Source organism: Pseudomonas sp. S32, from assembly GCF_016648095.1.
Taxonomy (GTDB): Bacteria; Pseudomonadota; Gammaproteobacteria; order Pseudomonadales; family Pseudomonadaceae; genus Aquipseudomonas; species Aquipseudomonas parafulva.
On sequence record NZ_JACVVF010000003.1, the window covers coordinates 1 to 21,621 of the forward strand.

17 protein-coding genes are annotated in these 21,621 nt (G+C 51.6%); 9 read left to right on the forward strand and 8 right to left on the reverse strand.

Annotated features, from left to right (window positions below):
- The first annotated feature begins 56 nt into the window (after positions 1-56).
- Positions 57-161, forward strand: coding sequence for a hypothetical protein (locus tag IAE38_RS24210; protein WP_442968255.1), 105 nt, complete (start codon positions 57-59; stop codon positions 159-161).
- 905 nt (positions 162-1,066) lie between these two features.
- Here the strand turns inward: IAE38_RS24210 and IAE38_RS02015 are convergent.
- From IAE38_RS02015 to IAE38_RS02025, 3 genes are read right to left on the reverse strand one after another with little or no spacing between them, the layout of a single operon-like run.
- Complete coding sequence (locus tag IAE38_RS02015; RefSeq protein WP_201162874.1) at positions 1,067-1,960, reverse strand: metal ABC transporter solute-binding protein, Zn/Mn family; 894 nt, start codon at positions 1,958-1,960, stop codon at positions 1,067-1,069.
- A gap of 15 nt (positions 1,961-1,975) precedes the next feature.
- Positions 1,976-2,848: a metal ABC transporter permease gene (locus tag IAE38_RS02020; RefSeq protein WP_201162873.1), complete on the reverse strand. Its 873-nt coding sequence runs from the start codon at positions 2,846-2,848 to the stop codon at positions 1,976-1,978.
- Entirely contained in the window at positions 2,845-3,585 is a 741-nt protein-coding gene (locus IAE38_RS02025) for a metal ABC transporter ATP-binding protein (protein ID WP_201162872.1), read from the reverse strand. Before IAE38_RS02025 ends, IAE38_RS02020 begins: the two co-directional genes overlap by 4 nt.
- Before the next feature lie 535 nt (positions 3,586-4,120).
- On the opposite strand from IAE38_RS02025, the gene IAE38_RS02030 reads away from it, so the two are divergent.
- Positions 4,121-4,375, forward strand: coding sequence for a type B 50S ribosomal protein L31 (locus tag IAE38_RS02030; RefSeq protein ID WP_201198313.1), 255 nt, complete (start codon positions 4,121-4,123; stop codon positions 4,373-4,375).
- Between the two features lie 138 nt (positions 4,376-4,513).
- Here the strand turns inward: IAE38_RS02030 and IAE38_RS02035 are convergent, their stop codons facing one another.
- The 4 genes from IAE38_RS02035 to IAE38_RS02050 all read right to left on the reverse strand — a co-directional run bounded on the left by IAE38_RS02035 (position 4,514) and on the right by IAE38_RS02050 (position 9,548).
- Positions 4,514-5,242, reverse strand: a complete 729-nt coding sequence (locus IAE38_RS02035; RefSeq protein ID WP_201215540.1) for a metallophosphoesterase — start codon at positions 5,240-5,242, stop codon at positions 4,514-4,516.
- A 478-nt stretch (positions 5,243-5,720) separates the two neighbouring features.
- A protein-coding gene (locus IAE38_RS02040) for an IS3 family transposase (protein WP_201215542.1) occupies positions 5,721-6,871 on the reverse strand; the annotation gives its coding sequence in 2 pieces (ribosomal slippage) (positions 5,721-6,628 and positions 6,628-6,871; 1,152 coding nt in all).
- A gap of 266 nt (positions 6,872-7,137) precedes the next feature.
- Complete coding sequence (locus IAE38_RS02045) at positions 7,138-8,043, reverse strand: MBL fold metallo-hydrolase (RefSeq protein WP_201215544.1); 906 nt, start codon at positions 8,041-8,043, stop codon at positions 7,138-7,140.
- A 167-nt stretch (positions 8,044-8,210) separates the two neighbouring features.
- Positions 8,211-9,548, reverse strand: coding sequence for a hypothetical protein (locus IAE38_RS02050; protein ID WP_236403365.1), 1,338 nt, complete (start codon positions 9,546-9,548; stop codon positions 8,211-8,213).
- A gap of 365 nt (positions 9,549-9,913) precedes the next feature.
- On the opposite strand from IAE38_RS02050, the gene IAE38_RS02055 reads away from it, so the two are divergent.
- Together IAE38_RS02055 and IAE38_RS02060 are read left to right on the forward strand one after the other, a co-directional pair.
- Complete coding sequence (locus IAE38_RS02055; RefSeq protein ID WP_201215546.1) at positions 9,914-11,323, forward strand: APC family permease; 1,410 nt, start codon at positions 9,914-9,916, stop codon at positions 11,321-11,323.
- Between the two features lie 95 nt (positions 11,324-11,418).
- Complete coding sequence (locus IAE38_RS02060) at positions 11,419-12,891, forward strand: aldehyde dehydrogenase family protein (protein WP_201215547.1); 1,473 nt, start codon at positions 11,419-11,421, stop codon at positions 12,889-12,891.
- 49 nt (positions 12,892-12,940) lie between these two features.
- Here the strand turns inward: IAE38_RS02060 and IAE38_RS02065 are convergent, their stop codons facing one another.
- A complete protein-coding gene (locus IAE38_RS02065) occupies positions 12,941-13,864 on the reverse strand; it encodes a LysR family transcriptional regulator (RefSeq protein WP_201215549.1) in 924 nt (307 codons plus the stop codon).
- A gap of 659 nt (positions 13,865-14,523) precedes the next feature.
- Here IAE38_RS02065 and IAE38_RS02070 point away from each other — a divergent pair.
- From IAE38_RS02070 to IAE38_RS02090, 5 genes are all read left to right on the forward strand, one after another.
- On the forward strand, positions 14,524-17,892 hold the full coding sequence (locus IAE38_RS02070) for a glycosyl hydrolase (RefSeq protein WP_201215550.1): 3,369 nt from the start codon (positions 14,524-14,526) through the stop codon (positions 17,890-17,892).
- Positions 17,893-18,030: 138 nt separating this feature from the next.
- Positions 18,031-18,750 (forward strand): TorF family putative porin, encoded by a 720-nt coding sequence (locus IAE38_RS02075; RefSeq protein ID WP_201215551.1) that lies wholly within the window; start codon positions 18,031-18,033, stop codon positions 18,748-18,750.
- A 401-nt stretch (positions 18,751-19,151) separates the two neighbouring features.
- Entirely contained in the window at positions 19,152-19,565 is a 414-nt protein-coding gene (locus IAE38_RS24215; protein WP_201215552.1) for an alpha/beta hydrolase fold domain-containing protein, read from the forward strand.
- Entirely contained in the window at positions 19,523-19,840 is a 318-nt protein-coding gene (locus tag IAE38_RS24055) for an alpha/beta hydrolase (protein WP_201215553.1), read from the forward strand. Before IAE38_RS24215 ends, IAE38_RS24055 begins: the two co-directional genes overlap by 43 nt.
- 397 nt (positions 19,841-20,237) lie before the next feature.
- Positions 20,238-21,584 (forward strand): aspartate aminotransferase family protein, encoded by a 1,347-nt coding sequence (locus tag IAE38_RS02090; RefSeq protein ID WP_201215554.1) that lies wholly within the window; start codon positions 20,238-20,240, stop codon positions 21,582-21,584.
- Positions 21,585-21,621 lie beyond the last annotated feature (37 nt).

The following is a 21,621-nucleotide window of genomic DNA, read 5'->3' on the forward strand; positions in this document are numbered from 1 at the left end:
CACAGTATACCGTTGCGCGTTAGAAAACGAACTACCCGCTCACGACACTAGAGGCTATTCGCCAGGCAAAAGCTGCAGGTGAGACACAGAAATCCGTGAGCTTGAGACTGGGCATGCCCAAATCAACTGTTGGCCGGCTGTGGCATTCACTCGAAGATTGATGTCCCGCATTTCTAAGGGACAAATGGCGGTAACGCGTCCTCGGCCTAGCTCGTACAGTAGAAAGAGCGTCTTCAAGCGATTGGTTCACACGGTGCCAAACAAGGCTATGTGCAGCGTTGATGAGCTTCGAGTGCGAAAGCGGACGGCAACACCTGAAAGCTTTCGACCTAAACTTCCGGTGGGGACAGACAGCAGCCGAAAAATGCACTCACTTAGATTTTTTGCGAAAAGGTAACTCGGTCGAATGCAGAGTTTATAAAGCTGAATGCTTCGACAAAAGCTACCATTGCAGTAGCTTCTGCCAGCGAAAACCTATTTCTTTGAAGACTTGCTAGGCTTCAAGTCAGGATTGTTACCTGGCGTATCTTTATTGTCACGGCGACGCTTGTCCACTTCACCGGTTGATTTGGCAATAGGCTTTGGGCCTGGTTTTAGCGCCATAAGATTCACCTCAGTAATAAAGTCAAAATTAGATGCTGCAAGTCGATCTTATTTCTACCGAGACGATCTTTCAAGAGGCATGCGATGCTATATTTTAGCGCCCTAAATAATGTAACAATATTTTACAAAATTCATGAATCATCATCCGATGGCTCTTGATTTCCGCTCATTGGCGCAGAGCTACAAGTAATCAAAGCAGATCCAGATTCATTCATACATTGCCATAGGCACGCTACCTTCCCCTCCAGGCCACCCGCATTTGCGGATGACCCAGATCGGCTTACCAAGCGCAGAGGCAAATCCATTGCCCGTTTGAGTGACTTCAACCTCTGCAGCAAGTGAAGGAAAACGACACGCCTCCCCACTAAACAGTCGGGGGCTATCCCCCTCCATGCCTAGAAGCCCCTTAGCTGAGCGACGCTTCGCATACCGCTCACCTAAGTGGACGCTAATCAGCTGCTACTCACTTTTTGAAAGCTTTCACCATTTGCTGCGTGTTGTACTCCATCATTTTCAGATAAGTAGGTACCGGCCCTTTCTCATCAGAAAGCGACTCAGGGTAGAGCTCTCCGCCGGCAACAGCGCCCGTTGCGCTGGCAATCTGCTTAACTAGCCGGGAGTCATTCGAATTTTCGATGAAGTAAACCTTGACATCTTCACTTTTGATCTGATCGATGAGCTGTGCTACGTCTGCTGCAGAAGCTTCAGTTTCTGTCGACAAGCCGAGTGGGGACAAGAACGTCACACCATACTCTTTGGCATAGTATCCGAAGGCATCATGACTGGTGAGTACCTTACGCTGATCCAAAGGAACCTCAGCAAGGTGCATGCTGATACGCTGATTCAGAGCATTGAGCTTCCCCACGTAGCGCTGCGCATTGGCATGAAACACCTCTGCCTGTGACGGGTCAGCTTTACTCAGCTCGGACTCAATGCGAGCTACCCATACCTTTACGTTCGAAGCACTGTTCCAGACATGTGGATCAGTGATCGTTTTCTCATCCTCAACAAATGTGTGAGTTTCAATCCCATCCGAAACTACTACCGGGCTCTTCTGGCTACCTGATGCGCGAGCCAGTCTCTCGAACCAGCTCTCCAAACCTAAGCCACTGAGGAAAGTGACATCAGCCTCTTTGAGAGCCCTAGCATCCCTCGGGGATGGCTCGAAATCATGAGGATCCCCATTGGGCGGCACCAGGCTTGTGACATTCACACCATCGCCCCCCACATTCTTCACGACATCGGCCAATACGGTGAAACTGGCAACAACGTTCAGTGTTTTGGCGGTGGCTGGTAACGTGACAGCCAGCAGCCCAATAGAGCTGATCAACGCCAACAAAGACCGGGAAAATCGCATTTTGTCTCCTTATTATTACCGGGTACGCGAAATAGGGCGGACAATTCGCCACATGAAACCATGAGGGCCGAATAGGAGTGCCAGCACGTAGATCAGGCTATTCACTAAAATGATGGTAGGCCCTGATGCAACGCTCAAATAGTAAGAAACCAGTAACCCCACGTACCCGGAAATGGCCGCGCTCGCCGCCGCGATCATCAACATTGACGGCAAGCGTTTAGACAACAGTTGAGCTGTGGCAGCCGGAAGCATCATCATCCCAACCGCCATCAATGTACCCAGGGTCTGAAAGCCAGCAACCAAATTGAGTACTACGAGAAGCAGGAAGATGAAGTGATACAGGGCACCTCGCCCTCCAACAGCTCGCAAAAATCCAGGATCAATGCACTCTACAATCAGTGGTCTGTATACGAGAGCGAGCACAAGCAAGGTAAATGATGTAATCCCTCCCACTAGAAACAGCGCCTGACTATCAATGGCCAAAATAGTGCCAAACAAGACATGTAGCAGATCAATATTCGACCCACGCAAGGACACAATCATGACGCCCAGGGCCAAGGATGTGAGGTAGAAACTGGCAAAGCTTGCATCCTCTCGAAGAGAGGTAATCCGGCTTACCAGTCCCGAGAGCAGAGCGACGCTCAACCCTGCTATCAAGCCGCCCAGCCCCATTGCCGGTAGCGAAAGTCCGCCAGCAATCATGAAGCCAATTGCAGCGCCAGGTAGCACGGCGTGGCTCATGGCATCCCCTACGAGACTCATACGCCTGAGCATTAACAAGACGCCCACAGGGCCCGAGCTCAAACCGATAGCGAGGGTTGCTACTAACGCGCGTCGCATAAAGCCGTATTCAGTGAATGGCGATATGAGCAAAGAGATAACCGTCATGCCACCCGCCGCTCTTGATCAGTGGAAACATCCCAGCATTCGGCCAGGGCTCGAGCCTTGCTCAAGTTGCTTTCTGTGAGCACATCCTCAGTGCTCCCCCACGCGACAACCCTGTGGGATAGCAGTAGCGTTTGTGGGAAGGTCGATCTGATCTGATCAAAGTCATGCAATACCGCTATGACGGTTCTGCCATCCTGCTTCCATCTTAGAATTAGCTGCGTCAGGTCATGAATGGTGCGCGAATCGACCGCAGTGAACGGCTCATCAAGCACGATAACGCGCGCATCCTGAACCAGTAATCGAGCAAACAAAACGCGCTGAAACTGCCCTACTGATAGATCACTGATTGGCCGGCTTTCCATACCAGCCAGTCCGACGTCCTGGAGTGCCTGACGCATGACAGCGGTGCCCTTCATTGAGAGCCCGCCGAACACGCCGATGTGTTTCCAGGCACCCAAACAGACCGCATCTGCGACCGTGATTGGGAAGCTTCGATCGATTGCAGATGCCTGGGGTAGATAGCCAATGTCAGGCGCCTGCACAACACCGAGATCAACGGAGCCTGTGGTAGCAATCTCGCCCATCAGTGCCTTCAATAGCGTTGACTTACCAGCTCCATTCGGGCCCGCAATCGCAGTCAGGCTACCGGGCTCAAACACCCCAGTGACCTCGCGAATAGCAGGTGCAGCTCCGTACGAAACCGAGAGCTTATCGACGCGAATCGCTGCACTATTCATGGCAAAGCCACCGCCCAGCTTATCGCAAGCCACAGTGGAACCAAGGCTGCAGCCACCCCTACCAGCCGGTGCCACGCCGGCATGGCTAGCAGCGAGTTAAACGAGGTTTTTTGCATAGTCAGAAGGCATCCTCGGATTTTATTGATACGTTATAACGTACCACTTACCGATTCTCAGTGCATCCTGGATTTTTTCTTAGATGAAACATCACGCCCAGAACGGAAGAGAAAACCGATACGGAACAATAGGTTGCTAGGGAAACCGCCAGGGATTAGCAAAACGATATATGGTGCCCACGCGACCACTCACCTCAGAAAGATGAGGTTTCAGAACCTCCAGCCAGCCTGCAGGCTGCTTACCGCCAGTAGCGACGCTGCGCGGCTAGGGAGGAAGGGTACTGAGGGCCCTGTCAGCGACACTCTGTGGGTGAAAAGTCCTCAGTGATCTTAATCACCGCCTGGCTCAGATCTAGACAAGCTGCGAAATGAGAGTCATTATCTGAAATGTTATCTTATATCATTACGCAGGATCCATCATGAAACCCGGCATTCATCCCGACTACCGCCCCGTCCTTTTTCACGACGTATCTGCCAATGCGTTCTGGCTGATTGGTTCCACCATCGACACAGAGAAAACCTACGAGCACAGCGATGGGAAAACCTATCCCTATGTGACCCTCGACGTTTCCAGCGCCTCGCACCCGGTCTACACCGGCCAAGAACGCAAAGCGAAGACCGAAGGCCGTGTGGCCGGCTTCAATAAGCGGTTCGCAGCCTTCACCAGTAAGTAATGCGCATCGTCTAGCAGCTCTGCGCCCGCCCCATCTGGTATTTGTTCCGCAGCCCGATGTGCAAGCTCTCCCCGCTTGACCATGTCGGGCTGTTGACGACTGATCCTACATCGCTCCACGTATAGTTCACTGCCCAGCTCAGAGGTCGATAGTGAAATCAGCTGAAAATCCTGTGCGCTCACCTGGATATCCACGTGCGTTTGAAATCAGCCGACACCCCGAGACAACCGTATTCACAGAGTGATGCGTGTGGCCAAATATCCAGATGTCAGCTTGCTTGACTAGGTCATGCCACTGGTTGAAATAAGCCGCACCTAGATGGCCATCATGGCCCTCACCTGCTACTTCCTGGATCGGGCAGTGATGGGTGATAGCGACTGTCCTCCCTTCAAATTGCTTAGAGAGCTCTCCCGCAAAAAACTCACGCGCGACGATGTTCCGAGCGATAAGATCGACGGGGCGAAGCTTCCTGTAGCCCTCTCCGATCCTGATTCTCTTGAAATCCGACATCCACTCGGTACCAATCCTCATCGCAGCGTTGTAATCGCCCGTGGCCGTGTAGTCTGTCCACCCCGTCCCTACCAAAAACCTCGTGCTGCCAATAATGAGCACTTGATTGTCCACGACATGTACGTGCGCCGCAGCCATGTCACGCATTTTGCTGAGCGTTCGATCAATGTTGCCCTTGTAATGCTCGTGGTTCCCACAGACGTAAATAACGGGGCAAGTGAAGGTTTGATTTGCCCACAACACCCCCTGACCTCGCACCGAAATGTCTCCTGCCAGCACCACCAGATCCGGATCAATCTGGGGGGGCGTGAAGTCTTGAAACTCGAGGTGCAAATCAGAATAGATTAAAACTTTCATGTATCCCTCACGCGACAGCCAGAAGGCTAAGCACCGTCAGCCACTCTCGTCGTTATCGCTCTTGCGCGAAAGGACAAGTAGGTAGCCTTCAACCCGCCCCTTGCGACGAGTCATGCAGCGAAGCTGCCAGTGCCGCGGGCTGGCTCATAGCCTTACGTCACCAATGTCTCGCCCCGGCTCATAAGACCGCGGCAGTCGTTAACCACCTGATGGAGCGCTCCATCCCGCGATCAACCGGTTTTCCTGTGTCAATCTCCATCCGGGGATGATGGAGATAGCATGCCTCAATGAAATCCGGATTCACAGACTATACAACTCCCAACCGGATCACTCAAGGTGACCAAGCGTTCGGCTTTGAGCGATCACGAGCCACCGCCCCTACGTGATAGAAGCTGCACACCATGAGCTGACACACCGAAGAGGCGGAGCGAAAAAATGAAGCAAACCGATTAGGTCAGAGTGAATCGCCCCAGGTTTCCTAGACACCCTCCAAGCTCAGGAAATAGCGTCTCTCATACTCTATTGGAGACAGCTGCATAGCACTGCTGTGTCGGCGTTTAGGGTTATAGAACATTTCGATGTAATCGAAAATATCACTTCGGGCTTCTTCACGGGTTGTGTAGATCTTTCGTCGGATTCGCTCCCGCTTCAAAAGCTGGAAAAAGCTCTCGGCCACGGCATTGTCGTGGCAGTTTCCCCGCCGGCTCATACTGCTGATTACATTGTTAGCCTTCAAGAAGCTTTGCCAATCTGAGCTACTGAACTGACTACCTTGATCTGAGTGAATCATCACTTGCTGCTGTGGCTTGCGTCGCCACACAGCCATCAACATTGCGTCGATAGCCAGGTCGCTGCACATCCTTGGCTTCATTGACCAACCAATGACTTGGCGTGAGAACAGATCCAGCACTACCGCCAGATAGAGCCATCCTTCATAGGTGCGGATGTAAGTGATATCTGTCACCCAGACCTTGTTCGGCTCACTGACCTTGAACTGCCGCGCGAGGAGGTTGGGCGAGGCCACTGTTGGTTTTCCGCCGTAAAACCCTGCACGCCGCCGATAGCCCGTTTGCGAACGCAGCCCCTCCGTCCGCATCAAGCGCCCGACCCGATTTCGACCGCATTCCTCTCCCAGCTCACGCAGGTCATCGTGGATTTTGCGGTAGCCGTATACACCTCCGCTTTCTAGCCAAGCGTGTTTGATCAAACCAAGCAGGCGTTGATCTTCCTTTGCTCGGGCAGATTGAGGCTCGGCCAGCCAGGCGTAGTAGCCGCTGGGGTGCACCTTGAGGGTTTGGCAAAGGCGCCGCACCGGATAATCAGTCGAGTGCTTCTTGATGAAGGCGTACTTCAGCCGCACTCCTTGGCAAAGTACGCGGCGGCCTTTTTTAAGATGTCTCGCTCTTCAGTCACGCGCTTGAGTTCAGCGCGTAGCTTGCGCAGTTCGGCCTGCTGATCGTTATCTTGCTGACGCTGTTCTTGGGGCTTGCTGTAGACCTTGATCCAGGCGTAGAGGCTGTGCACGGACATGCCTAGGCGCTGGGCGACATCGGCCACAGGTTTGCCTTTTTCGGTCACTTGCTTGACCGCTTCGATCTTGAATTCTTCGGGGTAACGCTGACGACTCATGGCACCTCCTATTTGGGCCTCATTATGAGGCTTGGAGGTGTCTACGAAACCTGGGGCGATTCAATCGTTAATCACAGGGCCGTCAAAATCTGAGCATATTTTGAGGTCAAATTGTCGCTCACCCGCCAATATGTCATTTCCAAATATGAGACAGGGAACAGCTAAATGAAATGGGCTAAAGCTATCGTATACCACCACCGCAACAGTTGAAGGCTTCATACTCGCCACTCGATAGCGCTGGATTGAAATCCAGCGCATTATTAAATTCAGAAATTATAGCGCTGACCATCCAAAGGCACCAGCGCTCTAGTTGAGTCCATACCCTTCTCCACAATATACTCTTTAAGCTCTCTACGCGTAAGCAACGCGTGGTTTACAGCCTCCATATGGATGCCTACGATCTTAGCTTGCGGTGCAAAATTATAAGCACGATACAGGTCTTCCTTCCCCATGATGATGGAGCCTTTGAATCCATCAATCTGGGCGTAGCCGGTGTTGAGAAAAACCACACCAGGTTTATATTTAGTCAAGACCTCTTCTACTTTAGGTGTCCAGATACTATCCCCCACCACGTAGGCTGTCTTATAACCCTCATGCTGGAATACGATTCCCATTACCTGCCCAAGCACCTTACTCACTTGAGGGATGGTGTACATCTGAGCACTACCATGTTGCGCTACAGTTTTTATTAACTGGGTACCTTTGAAGTTGGCGCCTGTGCCTGTCAACACGCTGACGTTTGAGAATCCATCTGCTCGCACTGCCTCAGCGTCATCTTCATTTTGTGTAAAGATCGGCATGCTGCGTGGCACTATCCGTTTAGCCGCTTCATCCCAATGGTCTTCATGCAAGTGAGTTAAAATAATGGCGTCAGCTTTGAGAATTTCGTCGATAGGAATTGGCAACTCGACGAGAGGATTGCGCAATTCGCTTCTTGGTGTGCCAGAAAAACCTTTGTACGCCCCCTTTTCAGCTAACATCGGGTCGATTAGGAAGGTGGTTTCACCATAGGTGAGTTTCATTGTAGCGTTGCGCACAAGCTGAAATTTGACCACCTGAACGGACGTATCGGCTGCGCCGGGTGAATGCTCATCGCCTTCTGTTGTACATCCCGCAGCGGCGACAACAGATGCGACAAAAGCTACGTTTTTAAGACTATCTGGAAGGTTCAAATTTAGACTCCATTGGGTGAACGACCTAAACCAAAATTATCTCTTAACCATAGCAGGACCGTAGGTGGCCCAAGGGCCATTAGGCACCAAAATTGGGCCAACCGTACGATACCTGCTTGGCTGAGCTTTAACCGCTGTGCTGTTAGATCGTTTTATAGCAAATAACGTCAGAAAAATGTGCCTACTATTAACTGAAAGTAAGAGTTTGTGTCATTAGAGCCCAGCTGGAGTCCTCCATTTGTGGCCGAGTGATCAGGCCTATAAAAACCAACCACAGGGCTAATCATTAGATGGTCGTTTACCATCCACTCGGCGTACACATCTACCTCATTCCCTCCCAGATTACCTAAATCCCGATCTATTGGATTAAAATTGAAATACAGCGCACCCACGGTTAGGCTTTCCGTTGGCGTCGCCTTCAAACCAACGTGATGGACGCGGGTATTTGTATTGAATGGTCCGGCATAGTTAGAAGCGACTTCACCTTGAAACCATGTACCATATCCACGGCTCAGACCATAAAACAATGGATCAAAATCTTCAGTAAACCGGCTGTATCGGTAGGTCGCAACTGGTTCCCAAGGGATGCTCGAAAATTTCCAGTTTCCTTCAAGGTACCAAGCATTTTCAATACCGCTGTCTTTATCTTGGGTAGCGTATTCAAATGCAAGATTTAGGTCTTCTATGCCGAGTGAACCTGTGCCGCGTATACTCACTGTCTCCATTCCATCTCTTTCCAATTGGAAAGGAGATGCAAATCGCTTATTCACGTCCAGGCCTCGGATGTACGTCAGGCCCAAGGTTCCCTCGTCGGCAACGTGTTCCATTGTCGCTACAGCCAGCTCCGTTTCGGCTTGCGCTCTATTATCAGACGCCAGCCACATTAAGTCACCACGCCAACCCTTTTTACCCCCCACCCTCAAGACTGCTGTTTTATCGAAAGCCTTCCGGGATGCTAAATAGTAAGCGCCGCCACGATCATAATTATCGCCTAAATCGACGTCCCCGAAATTAAGCGCATCGCCCTTGATGAGGAATCCGTCGCCAACAACAATCTCCTGGCGGCCGGTTGAAATATCAATACCATCTTCACCTAGGGCACTGAAAACTTTCCCGGAACGCCAGCCGAAGTATGCATCTTCCAACGCGGTTCGACGCTCCCCCCCCGTGGTGAATCCAGCAGCGTCGCCATCTCCCCAGGTACCCGATGAAAGAAGGTTGAATTTTGCATAGATAGATGACCCGCCCCGAATCTCGGCGCTGCCGCTAAGGCCATACTTTATATACCCTTCGCGCCAATTTACTGAACCTGCATTACGGGTGCCCGTAGTTGCATAACTTTCGTCGCTATGCATCATTGCGAATATAGCCTCAAGGTCAGCGTTCAGGACTTTTCCGCCTTCATTAATTACCTCATAAGCTTTAGCTTCAGGCACCCCGCCCCCCGTCAGTGCGGAGATGGTAATTGCAGTGTATACCGTTTTCTTGGCGCTTATTTTTAGCATCACGAGGTGCCCCTATATTTTTGTATTGTTGGCAGGTCATCATCAGCCCAAGGCCGCGCGCGCACGACGGCAGCCGAGAGCGCCACCGAGCCCAGAGTCAGCTTGGTAGTCAGTCGATTTTTTGACTCAAGCGGGGATCTGGCAACGCTACGCTGATGATTGATCAATCACCGATTGAGATGCTGGCATCAGGCTTGGGATGCCAACGGTCCGAGCACAGGGCTGAGCCTCTCCGGATCCGGTTCAGCTCAATCAGCCCCATGGATCGAACGATCAGGGTTTCAGGATTGCCAGCATTGCCAAGCCGGCGAAGAATCGACTTACCAATAACAACTCATAACCCCACCTGCGTGAGGGAGGCCTGTATGCAAAATGATTCAGCGCAAAAAGGGCTGAAACCCAAGTCTCTCGGTGTCTCAGACATCGTATTTTTTGTAATCGCGGCAGCTGCTCCGCTTGGCGCTACCCTGGGAGCCGGTCCAGTGGTGTTCGCAATGGGAGGTGCCGGTGCTCCAGGAATTTATTTGATAGCTTCGCTGGTGCTGCTTTTGTTCGCGATCGGGTTCGCTGCTATGAGCAGGCATGTCATCAGCGCTGGCGGCTTCGCTGAGCTTGTCACCCATGGCTTAGGGCGCCCAGCAGGGAATGCAGCCGGTGGCATCGCACTGTTGGCTTACGTAGCAATGTTGACGGGCATCTATGGGCAATTCGCCGCATTTGGTGCGGATCTGATCTCATCATTTGCCGGATTTCAAATGGACTGGCGGATCGTGGCCGTGCTTGTCATCGGCCTTGTAGGTATCTTTGGTTACATGGACGTCAAGGTCTCAGCCAAAGTGCTGGGCGTACTGATGGTGTTCGAGATCCTCGTATTGATCGTTTTCGATGTCGCGGTGATTGCCCAAACTGAGGCAAAGGATTTCACCTGGAAAGGCTTCATGCCCTCCGATATTTTCACGCCCGGAATGGGCGTAGCCCTGATGTTCGCGTTCTGCTGTTTTGTAGGTTTTGAGTCCACAACCATTTACGGAGAAGAGGCCAAGAATCCTAACCGTACGGTTCCGCTAGCCACCTACGTAGCTATTGCGATTATCGGGATTTTCTACACTTTGACCACTTGGTGCTTGGGGCTGGCCTATGCAAACAGCGATGTACAAGCTGTGGCTGGCGCTGACATGATTAACTTTGTATTCAACGCCAACACTAAATATGTGGGTGCGCTTTCGACAGAAATTATGAAACTCCTAGTGGTCACTAGCGTCTTTGCGGTACTGCTTTCCTTCCATAACGCCTTAAGTCGCTATCTTTACGCACTTGCACGTAGCCACTTTGTCCCGCACCAGCTATGCCAGGTACACCCTAAGCACGCCAGCCCCCACGTAGCCAGCGTTGTTTTGTCCGGTGCTACGGTGTTGGTGGTGGGCGCATTCATGATTAGTAACGCCGATCCCATTCAGCACCTTTACATGTGGATGGTGGGCCTCGGGACATTAGCAGTACTTGCACTTCAAACCCTCGGAGCAGCGGCCGTCGTGGGCTTCACGCTCAAAACCCGAAAATGCAGTGTTTGGCAGGGTCTAATTGCTCCCGCATTGGGTGGATTTGGCCTCTTGGCCGCGGTCATCCTCGCCGTTCAGAATTTTGGGGAGCTTACCGGTACTAAAGAAGGATTGGTCACCTTATTCCCTTGGCTGGTACTGCTTGCAGCGTCACTGGGTGTAATCAACGGCATGCGCGCCAAGGGCAAATTTCCGGTTACCCCTGCTCTCTCTTGACCACCTCTCCCCCCTGAAGCCATGAAATGAACCCCCTGTATCTTGGGGGTTCCTGGCCACCATTTTGGCTAGCCCACATTCCTTTGGAGACAACAATGAACAAGCCACAGCCCTACACAGGATTGAACCTTCAACTGATCGCCGGTAGCTGGACCGAAGGACGCTCGGGGCGCTCAATGACGGTGAGCAATCCCTACACGCAACAGCCCCTGCTTGAAATCCCCCTCGCTAACAAGGATGACCTCAACCAAGCATATAAAATGGCCTTCGAAGCTCAGATTGCATGGGCTGCGCTTGGGCCATCCGCACGCGCTTCTGTGATGCTGCGCGCAGCACAGATTTTTGATGAGCGGCATGAAGAGCTGGTAGATTGGATCATTGCCGAGTCCGGCAGTACCCGAGTTAAGGCCGAAATTGAATGGGCCTCAGCTAAAGCGATCACCTTGGAAGCGGCTTCGTTCCCAAGCCGAGTACATGGTCGCATCGTAGAATCGGACGTTCCAAATAAAGAAAGCAGGGTCTATCGTCGGCCCTTGGGTGTAGTCGGGGTAATCAGTCCCTGGAATTTCCCCTTCCATCTGACTCAACGCTCGCTGGCCCCAGCTCTCGCGCTGGGTAACGCCGTAGTGGTCAAGCCAGCCAGCGATACGCCGGTAACCGGGGGGCTGCTCCTCGCACGTATTTTCGAAGAGGCAGGACTGCCCGCCGGCGTGCTAAGCGTGGTGGTGGGTTCCGGTGCCGAGATCGGCGATGATTTTGTACTTCATCCGGTACCAAGCTTCATCTCATTCACAGGTTCGACTCCGGTCGGGCAGAATATCGCTCGCCAAGCCAGCAGCGGGGAACATTTGAAGCATGTTGCCTTGGAGCTTGGCGGTAACAACCCGTTCGTAGTGTTGGCTGATGCCGACCTAGAACAAGCAGTTCATGCAGCCGTTGTAGGGAAATTCCTGCATCAAGGACAAATCTGCATGGCAATCAACAGGATCATCGTTGAAGACTCCATTTACGATTCCTTCGCGACCCGTTTTATCGACCGGGTTAGCAACCTCGTAGTCGGTGACCCTAACGATCCAAAAACCGCTGTCGGCCCGGTTATCAATCAGAAGCAGTTCAATGGCCTTTCACAAAAGGTTGAGCAGGCCAAGCGCGAGGGAGCGCAGCTTTCCTACGCAGGGGAATCCCGTGGTTTAGTGTTCGCCCCTCACGTTTTCACTGAGGTGAAGCCGGAGATGGAGCTGGCGTATGAGGAAATTTTTGGCCCGATCGCTGGGCTTATCAGGGCTCGTGATGCTGAACATGCACTGGAACTGGCTAACGCCACGCACTTCGGCCTATCAGCCGCCGTGTTCTCAGGGGATCTTGAGCGGGGCGTACAGTTCGCTCGCCGCATTCACTCCGGCATGGCACACGTCAACGACATTCCAGTTGGCGATGCACCGAATGTACCATTTGGCGGAGAGAAGAACTCAGGCCTCGGCCGCTTCAACGGCGACTGGGCAATCGACGAGTTCACCACGACTCAATGGGTTTCGCTTCAACGCGAACCGCGTCATTATCCATTCTGATAAAAACGTCCGGTTGCATCGCAGCCGGACGCTTACTAGGCCTAACGACTTACGCCACTTGACAGCGACGAGCTTCCGGCAAGCAAGATAATGAGCTTTCGAGCGTCTCAGCAACACACTTACGCAAAGATCGCACCGCCGGGGACCTATTGCCCGTTAGCGTTGCTAATGCTAAGGAACTGCGGGGAGCATCAGCCATTGGAACATAGCGAACTCCGGGGTGGCTGAACAAGCGCGTCGCAGTCAATGGAAAGGTATCAAAAGCACCTCCGTACGCTACCGCAGCCAGGCTTTCCGGAATCGACTGAACATAAGCTCCTATTCGACCTGGCTCCTGGCGCTCCGGCCCGAGGCTCCAATACGCAGCCCACTCAGTAGGCGCCCCTTCCCCCGCTACAGCGAAAGGCTGTTCGATCAAATCTGAAATGGCCAGAATCGGTGCATCTGCCATTTCGTGGTAAGCCGGAACCGCAGCCATCCGCGGCTCGTCAAACATGACATCGAACTCCAATCGGGGGTCTGAAATTGGCAAACGTACCAATGCGGCATCGACCTTTCCTGATATCAACGCCTGCACCTGATTAGTCATAGATAACTCAGTGAAAACCAAGCGAATGTCAGGGTTACTCTTCTGGAACAGTGTAAATATTAGGTGTGTTAGCTCACCAGCAGCATCCCCAAAAAAACCAAGCTTGAGCACGCCGCGGCTCCGCTCAGCGATCGCGCGGCATTCAATGATGGTATTGTTCATTGTGCAGAGAAGCGATCGAGCCTGCTCTATGAAAGTCTGACCTGCATCAGTCAGCGATACTCGGTGACTGGTACGCTCGAACAGCTTGAAGCCAAGCTCCGTCTCCAGCTTTGCTATCTGGGCACTCAATCCGGACTGAGCAATATTCTCTAGTTCGGCAGTCCTACCGAAATGCAGCGTCTCCGCAAGACGAGTTGCGAGGAGCAGTTGTCTAGTGTCCATGGGGGGGTACTCACTCATGGAGGGGGTTGGAGTCCTGAATCATGCAAAAACCGTGCACAAGCAGACTGACATGCTCCTCCCCTCACTCAACCAAAGGTACGACTGACGATAATCTAGGATTGACGCCCTAGAATGCACCTAATTAGTGCACGCCTAGTGACCTGATGACGCATTTAAGCGCAGCAGGGCTGCCCGACTTGCCTCAACCTGCCCTTCAGCGATGGGCAGGCAGAGCGGGTGGCCCGACTCGTCAGTCTACCCGAAAAAAACCGGAAGCATTAAGACCCGGTACCAGGCGCCACTTCGCCATTCCTTAAGGTAACACTGTCTTCGAAACGTAACACTCGCTGTGAGCCCCTGCTCCAGCCCTCCCTCCCCCCTCGGCTATCGCCGTGGAGCATAATCGCGAAATCCGATTGCTTAATCGCAGATTGGTGATTGCGATACTCGAGATAGCCCAGCAAAAATCGTCACGCGTTCAAGTGCAAAAAAATAATTTTATCAACGCAAAACCGCGGAACCGCCAGGAACGCTCATGTATAAAAAAAACAAACTCAGCAGCAATATTAATCTTGTCTTAAGCAAGTATTTTTTGCCCCCTGCCAGTTACTGAATCCACTTTATTAATTCTCGGCTGGCAATCGAATTAGGCATTCATTATGAAAAAAATGCGTCTCGTACCGAAGATGCTCGTCCTTGCTGCCGCAATTATGACAGCTACCAATCCAGCTTATGCGAAAGACATTCTCCAAGAGCAGTTCAGCTCACCTCCAGACGCCTCGAAACCTAGGGCGTGGTGGCACTGGATCAATGGAAACATCACCGCCAACGGTGTGGAAAAAGATCTGCTATGGATGAAACAAGTAGGACTTGGTGGAGCGACAAGCTTCGATGTTCAAGTTCCCTCACCTCAGCTCGTGGACAAGCCCGTGCGCTACATGTCCCCTGAATGGCAAGAAATTTTTCGCAAGACTGCTTCCAAAGCAGCAAGCCTCAACCTTGAGCTAGCGATAGCTACCTCTGCCGGCTGGAGTGAAACAGGTGGCCCCTGGGTGAAGCCTGCCGATAGCAATAAGAAAATCGTATGGTCAGAAGCAGTCGTTCATGGTGGTCAGCATCTGAAGACGGTGTTACCCAAGCCCCCTTCAGTAAACGGCCCGTACAAGGATTTCCCAGTGCAGCTTGGGTTGGCAGCGATCAGTGGGGTCGCCCCACCCAAGATAGATGAGTACTTTCAAGACATCGCAGTTTACGCCTTGAAGGTGAAAGCCGCTCCAAGCTTACCCACCCCAACCATGGTTGTAGACGGGCAGAGTACTGAAGCAGCAGCATTGGAAAACGGGCGCCTAGCGAATGTCGTTCCCCTAGGAGATGCGAGCCAGAAACCAGTTCAAATTGATCTAGATTATGGCGAGATCCAGTCGGTACGTTCCGCCACTATTTACATAGCTGACGTCATCAACGAAGACGGTCCTGTTTGGAAGGTAGAAATCCAAGCCAGCAACGACGGTGAAACCTGGCGCCACGTAAGTGAGACGAAACTCAGTGAGCTACCCGTGACGATGAGTTTCGCAGAACAGCAGGCGAGATATTTCCGAGTACTGGTCACCGCCAAACTCCCGCACTCCTCTGCGTTTCGGGCTTCGAATACATTGCTTCCAGGCGTCGATATTGACAACCAGCTGAAATACCTTGGCATCTCGGAGTCCGTGCCGAAGCTAGAAATTATCAGTCTTTCTGGAGATGCAAAGGTCAACCACTTCGAGCAAAAAGCCGGTTTTGCTACTGTGCATAACTACTTCGCCTTGGATGATGAGATTGACCCCATGGCGCCGGCTACCCCCCTAGGGGAGGTGATCGACCTCACAAGTAAAATGTCATCCGACGGTTCGCTCAGCTGGAATGCACCGTCAGGCCAGTGGAAAATTATCCGGATGGGCTATTCCCTTACCGGCAAAATGAACCACCCTGCGACTAGCGAATCGACTGGCTTGGAAGTCGACAAGTATGACGGAAATGCAGTGCGCCGGTACTTAGAACATTATCTGAGTATTTATAAAAACGCTGTTCAGTCGAATGACCTATTTCGGAGCGGCTTGAGAGCTTTGACTACCGATAGCATTGAATCTGGAACGGCGAACTGGACCCCGGAGCTAGTTACGAAATTCAAATCTCTCCGCGGATACGATCCGACTCCGTGGCTACCGACTTTGACAGGTGCCATTATCGAGTCTCGCATCAAGACAGACGCGTTCCTTTATGATTATCGGCGTACGCTCTCAGATCTGATAGCAACTGAACATTACAAAACGATCGCAGATGTAGCTCACGAAAATGGGTTAACAGTGTACGGTGAATCGCTGGAATTTAGTCGGCCCGTCTTGGGTGATGACATGGATATGCGTCGCTACGCAACCATTCCTATGGCTGCAATCTGGGCGGCCCCCACCGGGGAAGAACCTACGACAAGCGCACAAGCTGATATCCGTGGCGCGGCCTCGGTTGCTCACATCTATGGTCAAAACCTGGTAGCAGCGGAAAGCTTCACCTCCATGCTCGCGCCTTGGGCTTTCGCGCCCGCGGATTTGCGTAGAACAGCAGACTTTGCATTTGCACAAGGCCTCAACCGGCCAGTAATTCATGCTTCTGCACATGTGCCACGCGATGACATGAAGCCGGGCATCTCGCTGTCCATTTTTGGCCAGACATTTAACCGCCACGAGAGTTGGGCATCCATGGCCAAACCATGGGTCGAATATCTCACACGTAGCTCGCTGCTGCTCCAGCAAGGCCGATATCAGGCTGATGTGGCGTACTTCTATGGAGAAGAGTCATCCATCGTCACGCAAGCGGCAGACGGCTATTTCCAAGATGCGCCAAAACGGTATGGCTACGACTTCGTCAACGCAACCGCCCTCACCGATGCCTTGAAGGTCCAGGACGGCAAATACGTTGCTCCGAGTGGCGCGCAATACCGAGTTCTTTACCTCGGGCGGGGCAGCGATCAGATGACACTGCCTGTGCTCCAACGGCTAGCCCAACTGGTTGAGCAAGGGGGGATAGTGGTCGGCAAAGCTCCCACCGGAAGCCCGAGCCTCGCTGACGATCCAGAAACGTATGCTGCTCTAGTTAATCGCCTGTGGTCGACAAAAGATGTAACTTCGTTAGGTAAGGGCCGCGTCATTGCCGAAACCGACGTCGAGGCTGCACTGCGACAATTGAAGATCCATCCAGACTTCGAATATCGTGTAAACGGAGGCAGCGGCGATATTCTTTATACACATCGCAAACTGGAAGACGGAGATATATATTTCGTGAGCAATCGCGAGCCTCATGAAATTTCCGCCACAGTCAATGTTCGAGTCACTGGCAAAGCTCCTGAGATTTGGAGAGCAGAAGACGCGAGCATCGAGCCTGTCGGTTTTAGCAGCAATGGCCTTACCACGACTATCGCTCTTAATATGAAGGCGAACGAAAGTTACTTCCTAGTACTTCGCAAGAATACCCAAGCGAAGGAACTAACTATCACTACCCCCCACACTAGAGTCTCGCAGGAGGTCAGCGGTCCTTGGGAAGTTAGTTTCGAACCAGGGCACGGCGCTCCGAAGTCGGTGAAATTGGACCGCCTCACCTCGCTAACTGCCCACCCCGATAATTCAATCAAGTATTTCTCCGGGGTTGCGACATATAAAACTAACTTCAATGTATCGTCGACCCAACAAGCTACGGACACAGTCCTCGACTTAGGCGCTGTTGGTGATATCGCAGAAGTTGTGGTAAATGGAACGGTCGTTGGCACGGCCTGGCACCCGCCTTATCAGATCAAGCTCGGCTCAATGCTCCGTGAAGGCAATAATGAGTTGGAAATCCGCGTGGCTAACCTTTGGGTCAATCGTCTAATAGGCGATGCGCAGCCTGGCAAAGAGGATCGCATAGCAAAAACCACAATCCCAACGTACCTTCCAGATGCTCCACTCCGTCCGGCGGGCTTGATAGGCCCAATTAAAATCCTAAAGATCCAGAGGTAACTGCTGAACTCTTGGTGCTGGTCAAAATCCAGCACCAAGGGCAATAAAAATAATATTCTTTTTAGAATCGTACGCCAACTACGATTCCTGACTGTCTGCGCTTTACAAAAATCACTCTAACGCGCTTCGAGAATCATCATGAAATTCATCCCCGCTTTGTGCGTTGCGACCCTGTGTGCCCCGCTTCCTACTTATGCTGCCGATATCGGGCATGATTTAGATCTATCTCTCTGGGTGAACGCCGCATCTGACTACCGTAGTTACGGGGCATCTATCTCACAAAAAAACCCGGCCATCCAAGGCTTCGCGCAGCTTACTCATACAAGCGGGGTATTCTTGGGGCTATGGGGCTCTAATGTCGACTTCGGCACAAAAACCAGACTTGAGACCGGTTATCAACTTGGCTACATGCACAGCTTTAATGATGACCTTAGCTTCATGGCTAATATCGCGCGGTATGAATATCCGAAAGAATCATCTGCGGACGCAACTGAAATCTACGCCGAGATAAATTATAAAAACTTTAAGGCAGGGATGTTTTACGACTATGAGATAGACAACCATATACCCAATCAATTTTCTCGCTTTCTTGGCTATACAGTACCCCTCCCATTCGAAGTTAAGTGGTATACAAAGCTAGAGTATAATGATTTTAACTATGATTTCTACGACAGCCATGGAAATAGCCGCCAGGGGTACTACGACTGGGAGCTGAAGCTTTCTAAAACCATGCTGGGCGTCGACTGGTCGGTGAGTTACGTAGACACGGATCTGTCCAAGACGGAATGTGAAACCAGTTGGGGACACCGTGACACATGCTCAGCTGGCGTTGTATTCCAAGCAAGTAAACAATTCTAATTAGACCATACGAGGGGTCTTTCGGGACCCCTCGTACATTCAGTGATGTTTGGTAATATGGCTAGAACTCGTAGAGAAATAATAGCTGTCGCAAGTATGGCGCCAATAGCCTTATGGAACTATCGTAGCGAGGCGGCTAAGCTTGATCGCAAGTTTTCACATGTTCACCCCCACCTCAGAGAAAGTACAAAGGAGATCGATAAATTCACAAATAGCCTGCCAAACCCTGAGAAATTTGAGGAATTCGTGAACGCCCTATCATCTTCAATTCCCAGACCATCGCCCCAGGTCGATGCATGGAACATCCGATCGATATCTATTCAACCCCAATCCGACAGATTACCAGTCAGAGCATATGTCATTAACGAGCGACCGAATCGTAACCGCTTGGGAATATTTTTATGCATGGAGGGGGCCATATTGCCGGAAGTGCGTTAGATAGGGTAAATGGCCTTCAGCGATGGGCGGTGGAGCTGGACTGTACGATTGTCAGCGTAGAGTACAAACTAGGTCCAGAGTTCACATATGCAGACTCAATTGAAGATAATTATGCGGCACTAGCGTGGGTCCGTAATAATGCCTCGGCATTGGGTATAGATCCAGAGCGTATAGCGTTAGTTGGAGAAAGCCCGGGAGGCGGGCATGCAGCACTGCTCGCACTATTAGCTACAGAACGAGGTGAAATCAGCATTGCATACCAAGTACTCATTTATCCTATGCTCGATGATCGTACTGTACTATTACAACCGCCGCCAGGTGTGGGAGCATTGCTATGCCCCCCCAGTTCAATCGTGCCGGATGGAAAGCTTTTTTAGGTCAAGAGCCTGGAACCGATACCGGTCCATCTCATGCGGTCCCGGCGCGTGCGGTCTCCCTAGAAAACCTACCGCCTATTTGGATCGGCGTCCGATCAATTGATCTGTTTTTTCTAGAGGATAAGCTTTTTGCTGAAAGGCTCGTCAAATCGGGTGTTCCCACCGAATTTGTTACCATCGAAGGGGCGTACCATGGCTTCGACGTCGTGGACCCGTCTTCCGCTCCTGCACGACGCTTTGAGAAATCCATGCTGGATGCTCTGAGAAAAGCATAGCTTTAACCCTAGTCGCTCCTCTCAAAACACCAGCCCTTTCGCTCCTGATCGCACTCCGGCCACAGCATGTCGTTCAGACAGCAACGAGTTTTGTAGAGACCGCCCTCCCTCACAGCTCACACGGCCACCGTCCAGGTTTGACGGCGGTGACCAAGCACTACAAGCCCCTCAATCTCTGTACGTGATTGGACGATACGAAAAGCGGGATTGCCCAAGATAGACACCGAAATATAATCAAATCTCAGGTTCATGATCACAGCTGGTGGGGCTTGTAATCATCGAGATCGACCACTTCGAAATGGCCGCAGCATTAAAGCTATCTGCCACAGAAATCTCAAGTGGAAAAATAATTGCACTATGCCATTCCGTGTAAAGTGCATCAGAATTGGGTATTGCTATGAAGCTCGACTACGAACAATCTCTTAAAAACTTTTCCGACGCTTTTCACCTTTCGAAGAAAGAAACAACCAAAGGCAAAGACTATATCCCAGGCGGATTTAGCCGTCGCACTTTTGGTTACGGTCCGCATGCGATCTTCGTCGAAAAAGGTGATGCCCAATATATCCACACGATTGATGGCCGAAAGCTGCTTGACCTGAATAATAACTTCTCAACGAACGTTTTGGGGCACAATCACCCCGCGGTAATTGAAGCTATTCAAAAGCTGCTTCCAAATGGTTTCTCATTCGGAAATCCAACAGACCACGAATTAGACTTGGCTAGATTGCTCTGCGAGCGCATAGATTCTGTTGAACAAGTCAAATTTACCTGCTCTGCTAGCGAAGCCTGCCTAAGCGCGGTTCGAATCGCCCGCGGTTTCACCGGTCGTAAGAAAATCGCAAAATTCGAGGGAGGCTACCACGGGTTTACCGACGATTTAGCCGTTTCCGCTCACCCAAATCCCGATAATTTCCCCGGTCCAGATTTTAACCCGAAAGCATTGCCTGACTCAGACGGCATTCCGTCGTTCAAAACCGACAATGTGGTGATCCTGATTCAGAATAACTTCGATGCTTGCGAGAAAATTCTGCGAGGTCAAGCTGAGGATATCGCATGCGTGATCATGGAATTGCAATCTTGCGCCGGCGGGATCGTTGAGCTGGACAAGACCTTCGTCAAGCGTCTACGCGCTCTGACAGAAGAACTCGGCATTCTGTTAATCGTTGACGAAACGATCACTTTCCGCGCGGCCTACAACGGTTTGCAAAGCGAGTATGGAATCAAGCCTGACCTCACAGTATTGGGTAAGATGATTGGCGGCGGATTGCCAATTGGCGCGGTTGGCGGAAGCCGCAAAGTTTTCAGGGTCCTTGAAGATAATCAAGTGATGATCTCAGGTACACACCATGGCCATCCTATGGCATGCGCTGCCGGTATTGCGTGCCTCAAAGCCATGGATGCTGCGGCCTACAAACGCCTCAATGACATGGCCAGTACTATCAGAACCGAGCTAAACTCTTGGGCCTCTGATAATAAGTTCCCGTTCGTGGTATTCGGGTCGTTCTCCGTCTTTGCCTATGCCTTCACGAAAGAAGTCGGGCAGACGATCACTACCCATCGAGACTACTGGCACAAAATTGATGAAAACAGCATGGGTATATATGCGCTGGAAATGGCGACTCGTGGTTACTATCCAGTGCACAGGGGCCAAGTGGGCCTTACACTGCCAATGACTGATGACGATGTGGCCGGCTATATCGAGACCACTAAAGATATCATTCGACAAATTTACGCAAAAAACTAGTATTTGTTAGCTAACGATCCATGTCTGCCCAGGTGCG

Bases quoted from the DNA above. Each gene is read 5' to 3' on its own strand.
- IAE38_RS24215 (WP_201215552.1), top strand. From the start codon at position 19,152: ATGCATGGAGGGGGCCATATTGCCGGAAGTGCGTTAGATAGGGTAAAT.
- IAE38_RS02020 (WP_201162873.1), bottom strand. From the start codon at position 2,848: ATGACGGTTATCTCTTTGCTCATATCGCCATTCACTGAATACGGCTTT.
- IAE38_RS02015 (WP_201162874.1), bottom strand. From the start codon at position 1,960: ATGCGATTTTCCCGGTCTTTGTTGGCGTTGATCAGCTCTATTGGGCTG.
- IAE38_RS02030 (WP_201198313.1), top strand. From the start codon at position 4,121: ATGAAACCCGGCATTCATCCCGACTACCGCCCCGTCCTTTTTCACGAC.
- IAE38_RS02035 (WP_201215540.1), bottom strand. From the start codon at position 5,242: ATGAAAGTTTTAATCTATTCTGATTTGCACCTCGAGTTTCAAGACTTC.
- IAE38_RS24055 (WP_201215553.1), top strand. From the start codon at position 19,523: ATGCCCCCCCAGTTCAATCGTGCCGGATGGAAAGCTTTTTTAGGTCAA.
- IAE38_RS02075 (WP_201215551.1), top strand. From the start codon at position 18,031: ATGAAATTCATCCCCGCTTTGTGCGTTGCGACCCTGTGTGCCCCGCTT.
- IAE38_RS02065 (WP_201215549.1), bottom strand. From the start codon at position 13,864: ATGGACACTAGACAACTGCTCCTCGCAACTCGTCTTGCGGAGACGCTG.
- IAE38_RS02025 (WP_201162872.1), bottom strand. From the start codon at position 3,585: ATGAATAGTGCAGCGATTCGCGTCGATAAGCTCTCGGTTTCGTACGGA.
- IAE38_RS02070 (WP_201215550.1), top strand. From the start codon at position 14,524: ATGAAAAAAATGCGTCTCGTACCGAAGATGCTCGTCCTTGCTGCCGCA.
- IAE38_RS02055 (WP_201215546.1), top strand. From the start codon at position 9,914: ATGCAAAATGATTCAGCGCAAAAAGGGCTGAAACCCAAGTCTCTCGGT.
- IAE38_RS02050 (WP_236403365.1), bottom strand. From the start codon at position 9,548: ATGCTAAAAATAAGCGCCAAGAAAACGGTATACACTGCAATTACCATC.
- IAE38_RS02060 (WP_201215547.1), top strand. From the start codon at position 11,419: ATGAACAAGCCACAGCCCTACACAGGATTGAACCTTCAACTGATCGCC.
- IAE38_RS02090 (WP_201215554.1), top strand. From the start codon at position 20,238: ATGAAGCTCGACTACGAACAATCTCTTAAAAACTTTTCCGACGCTTTT.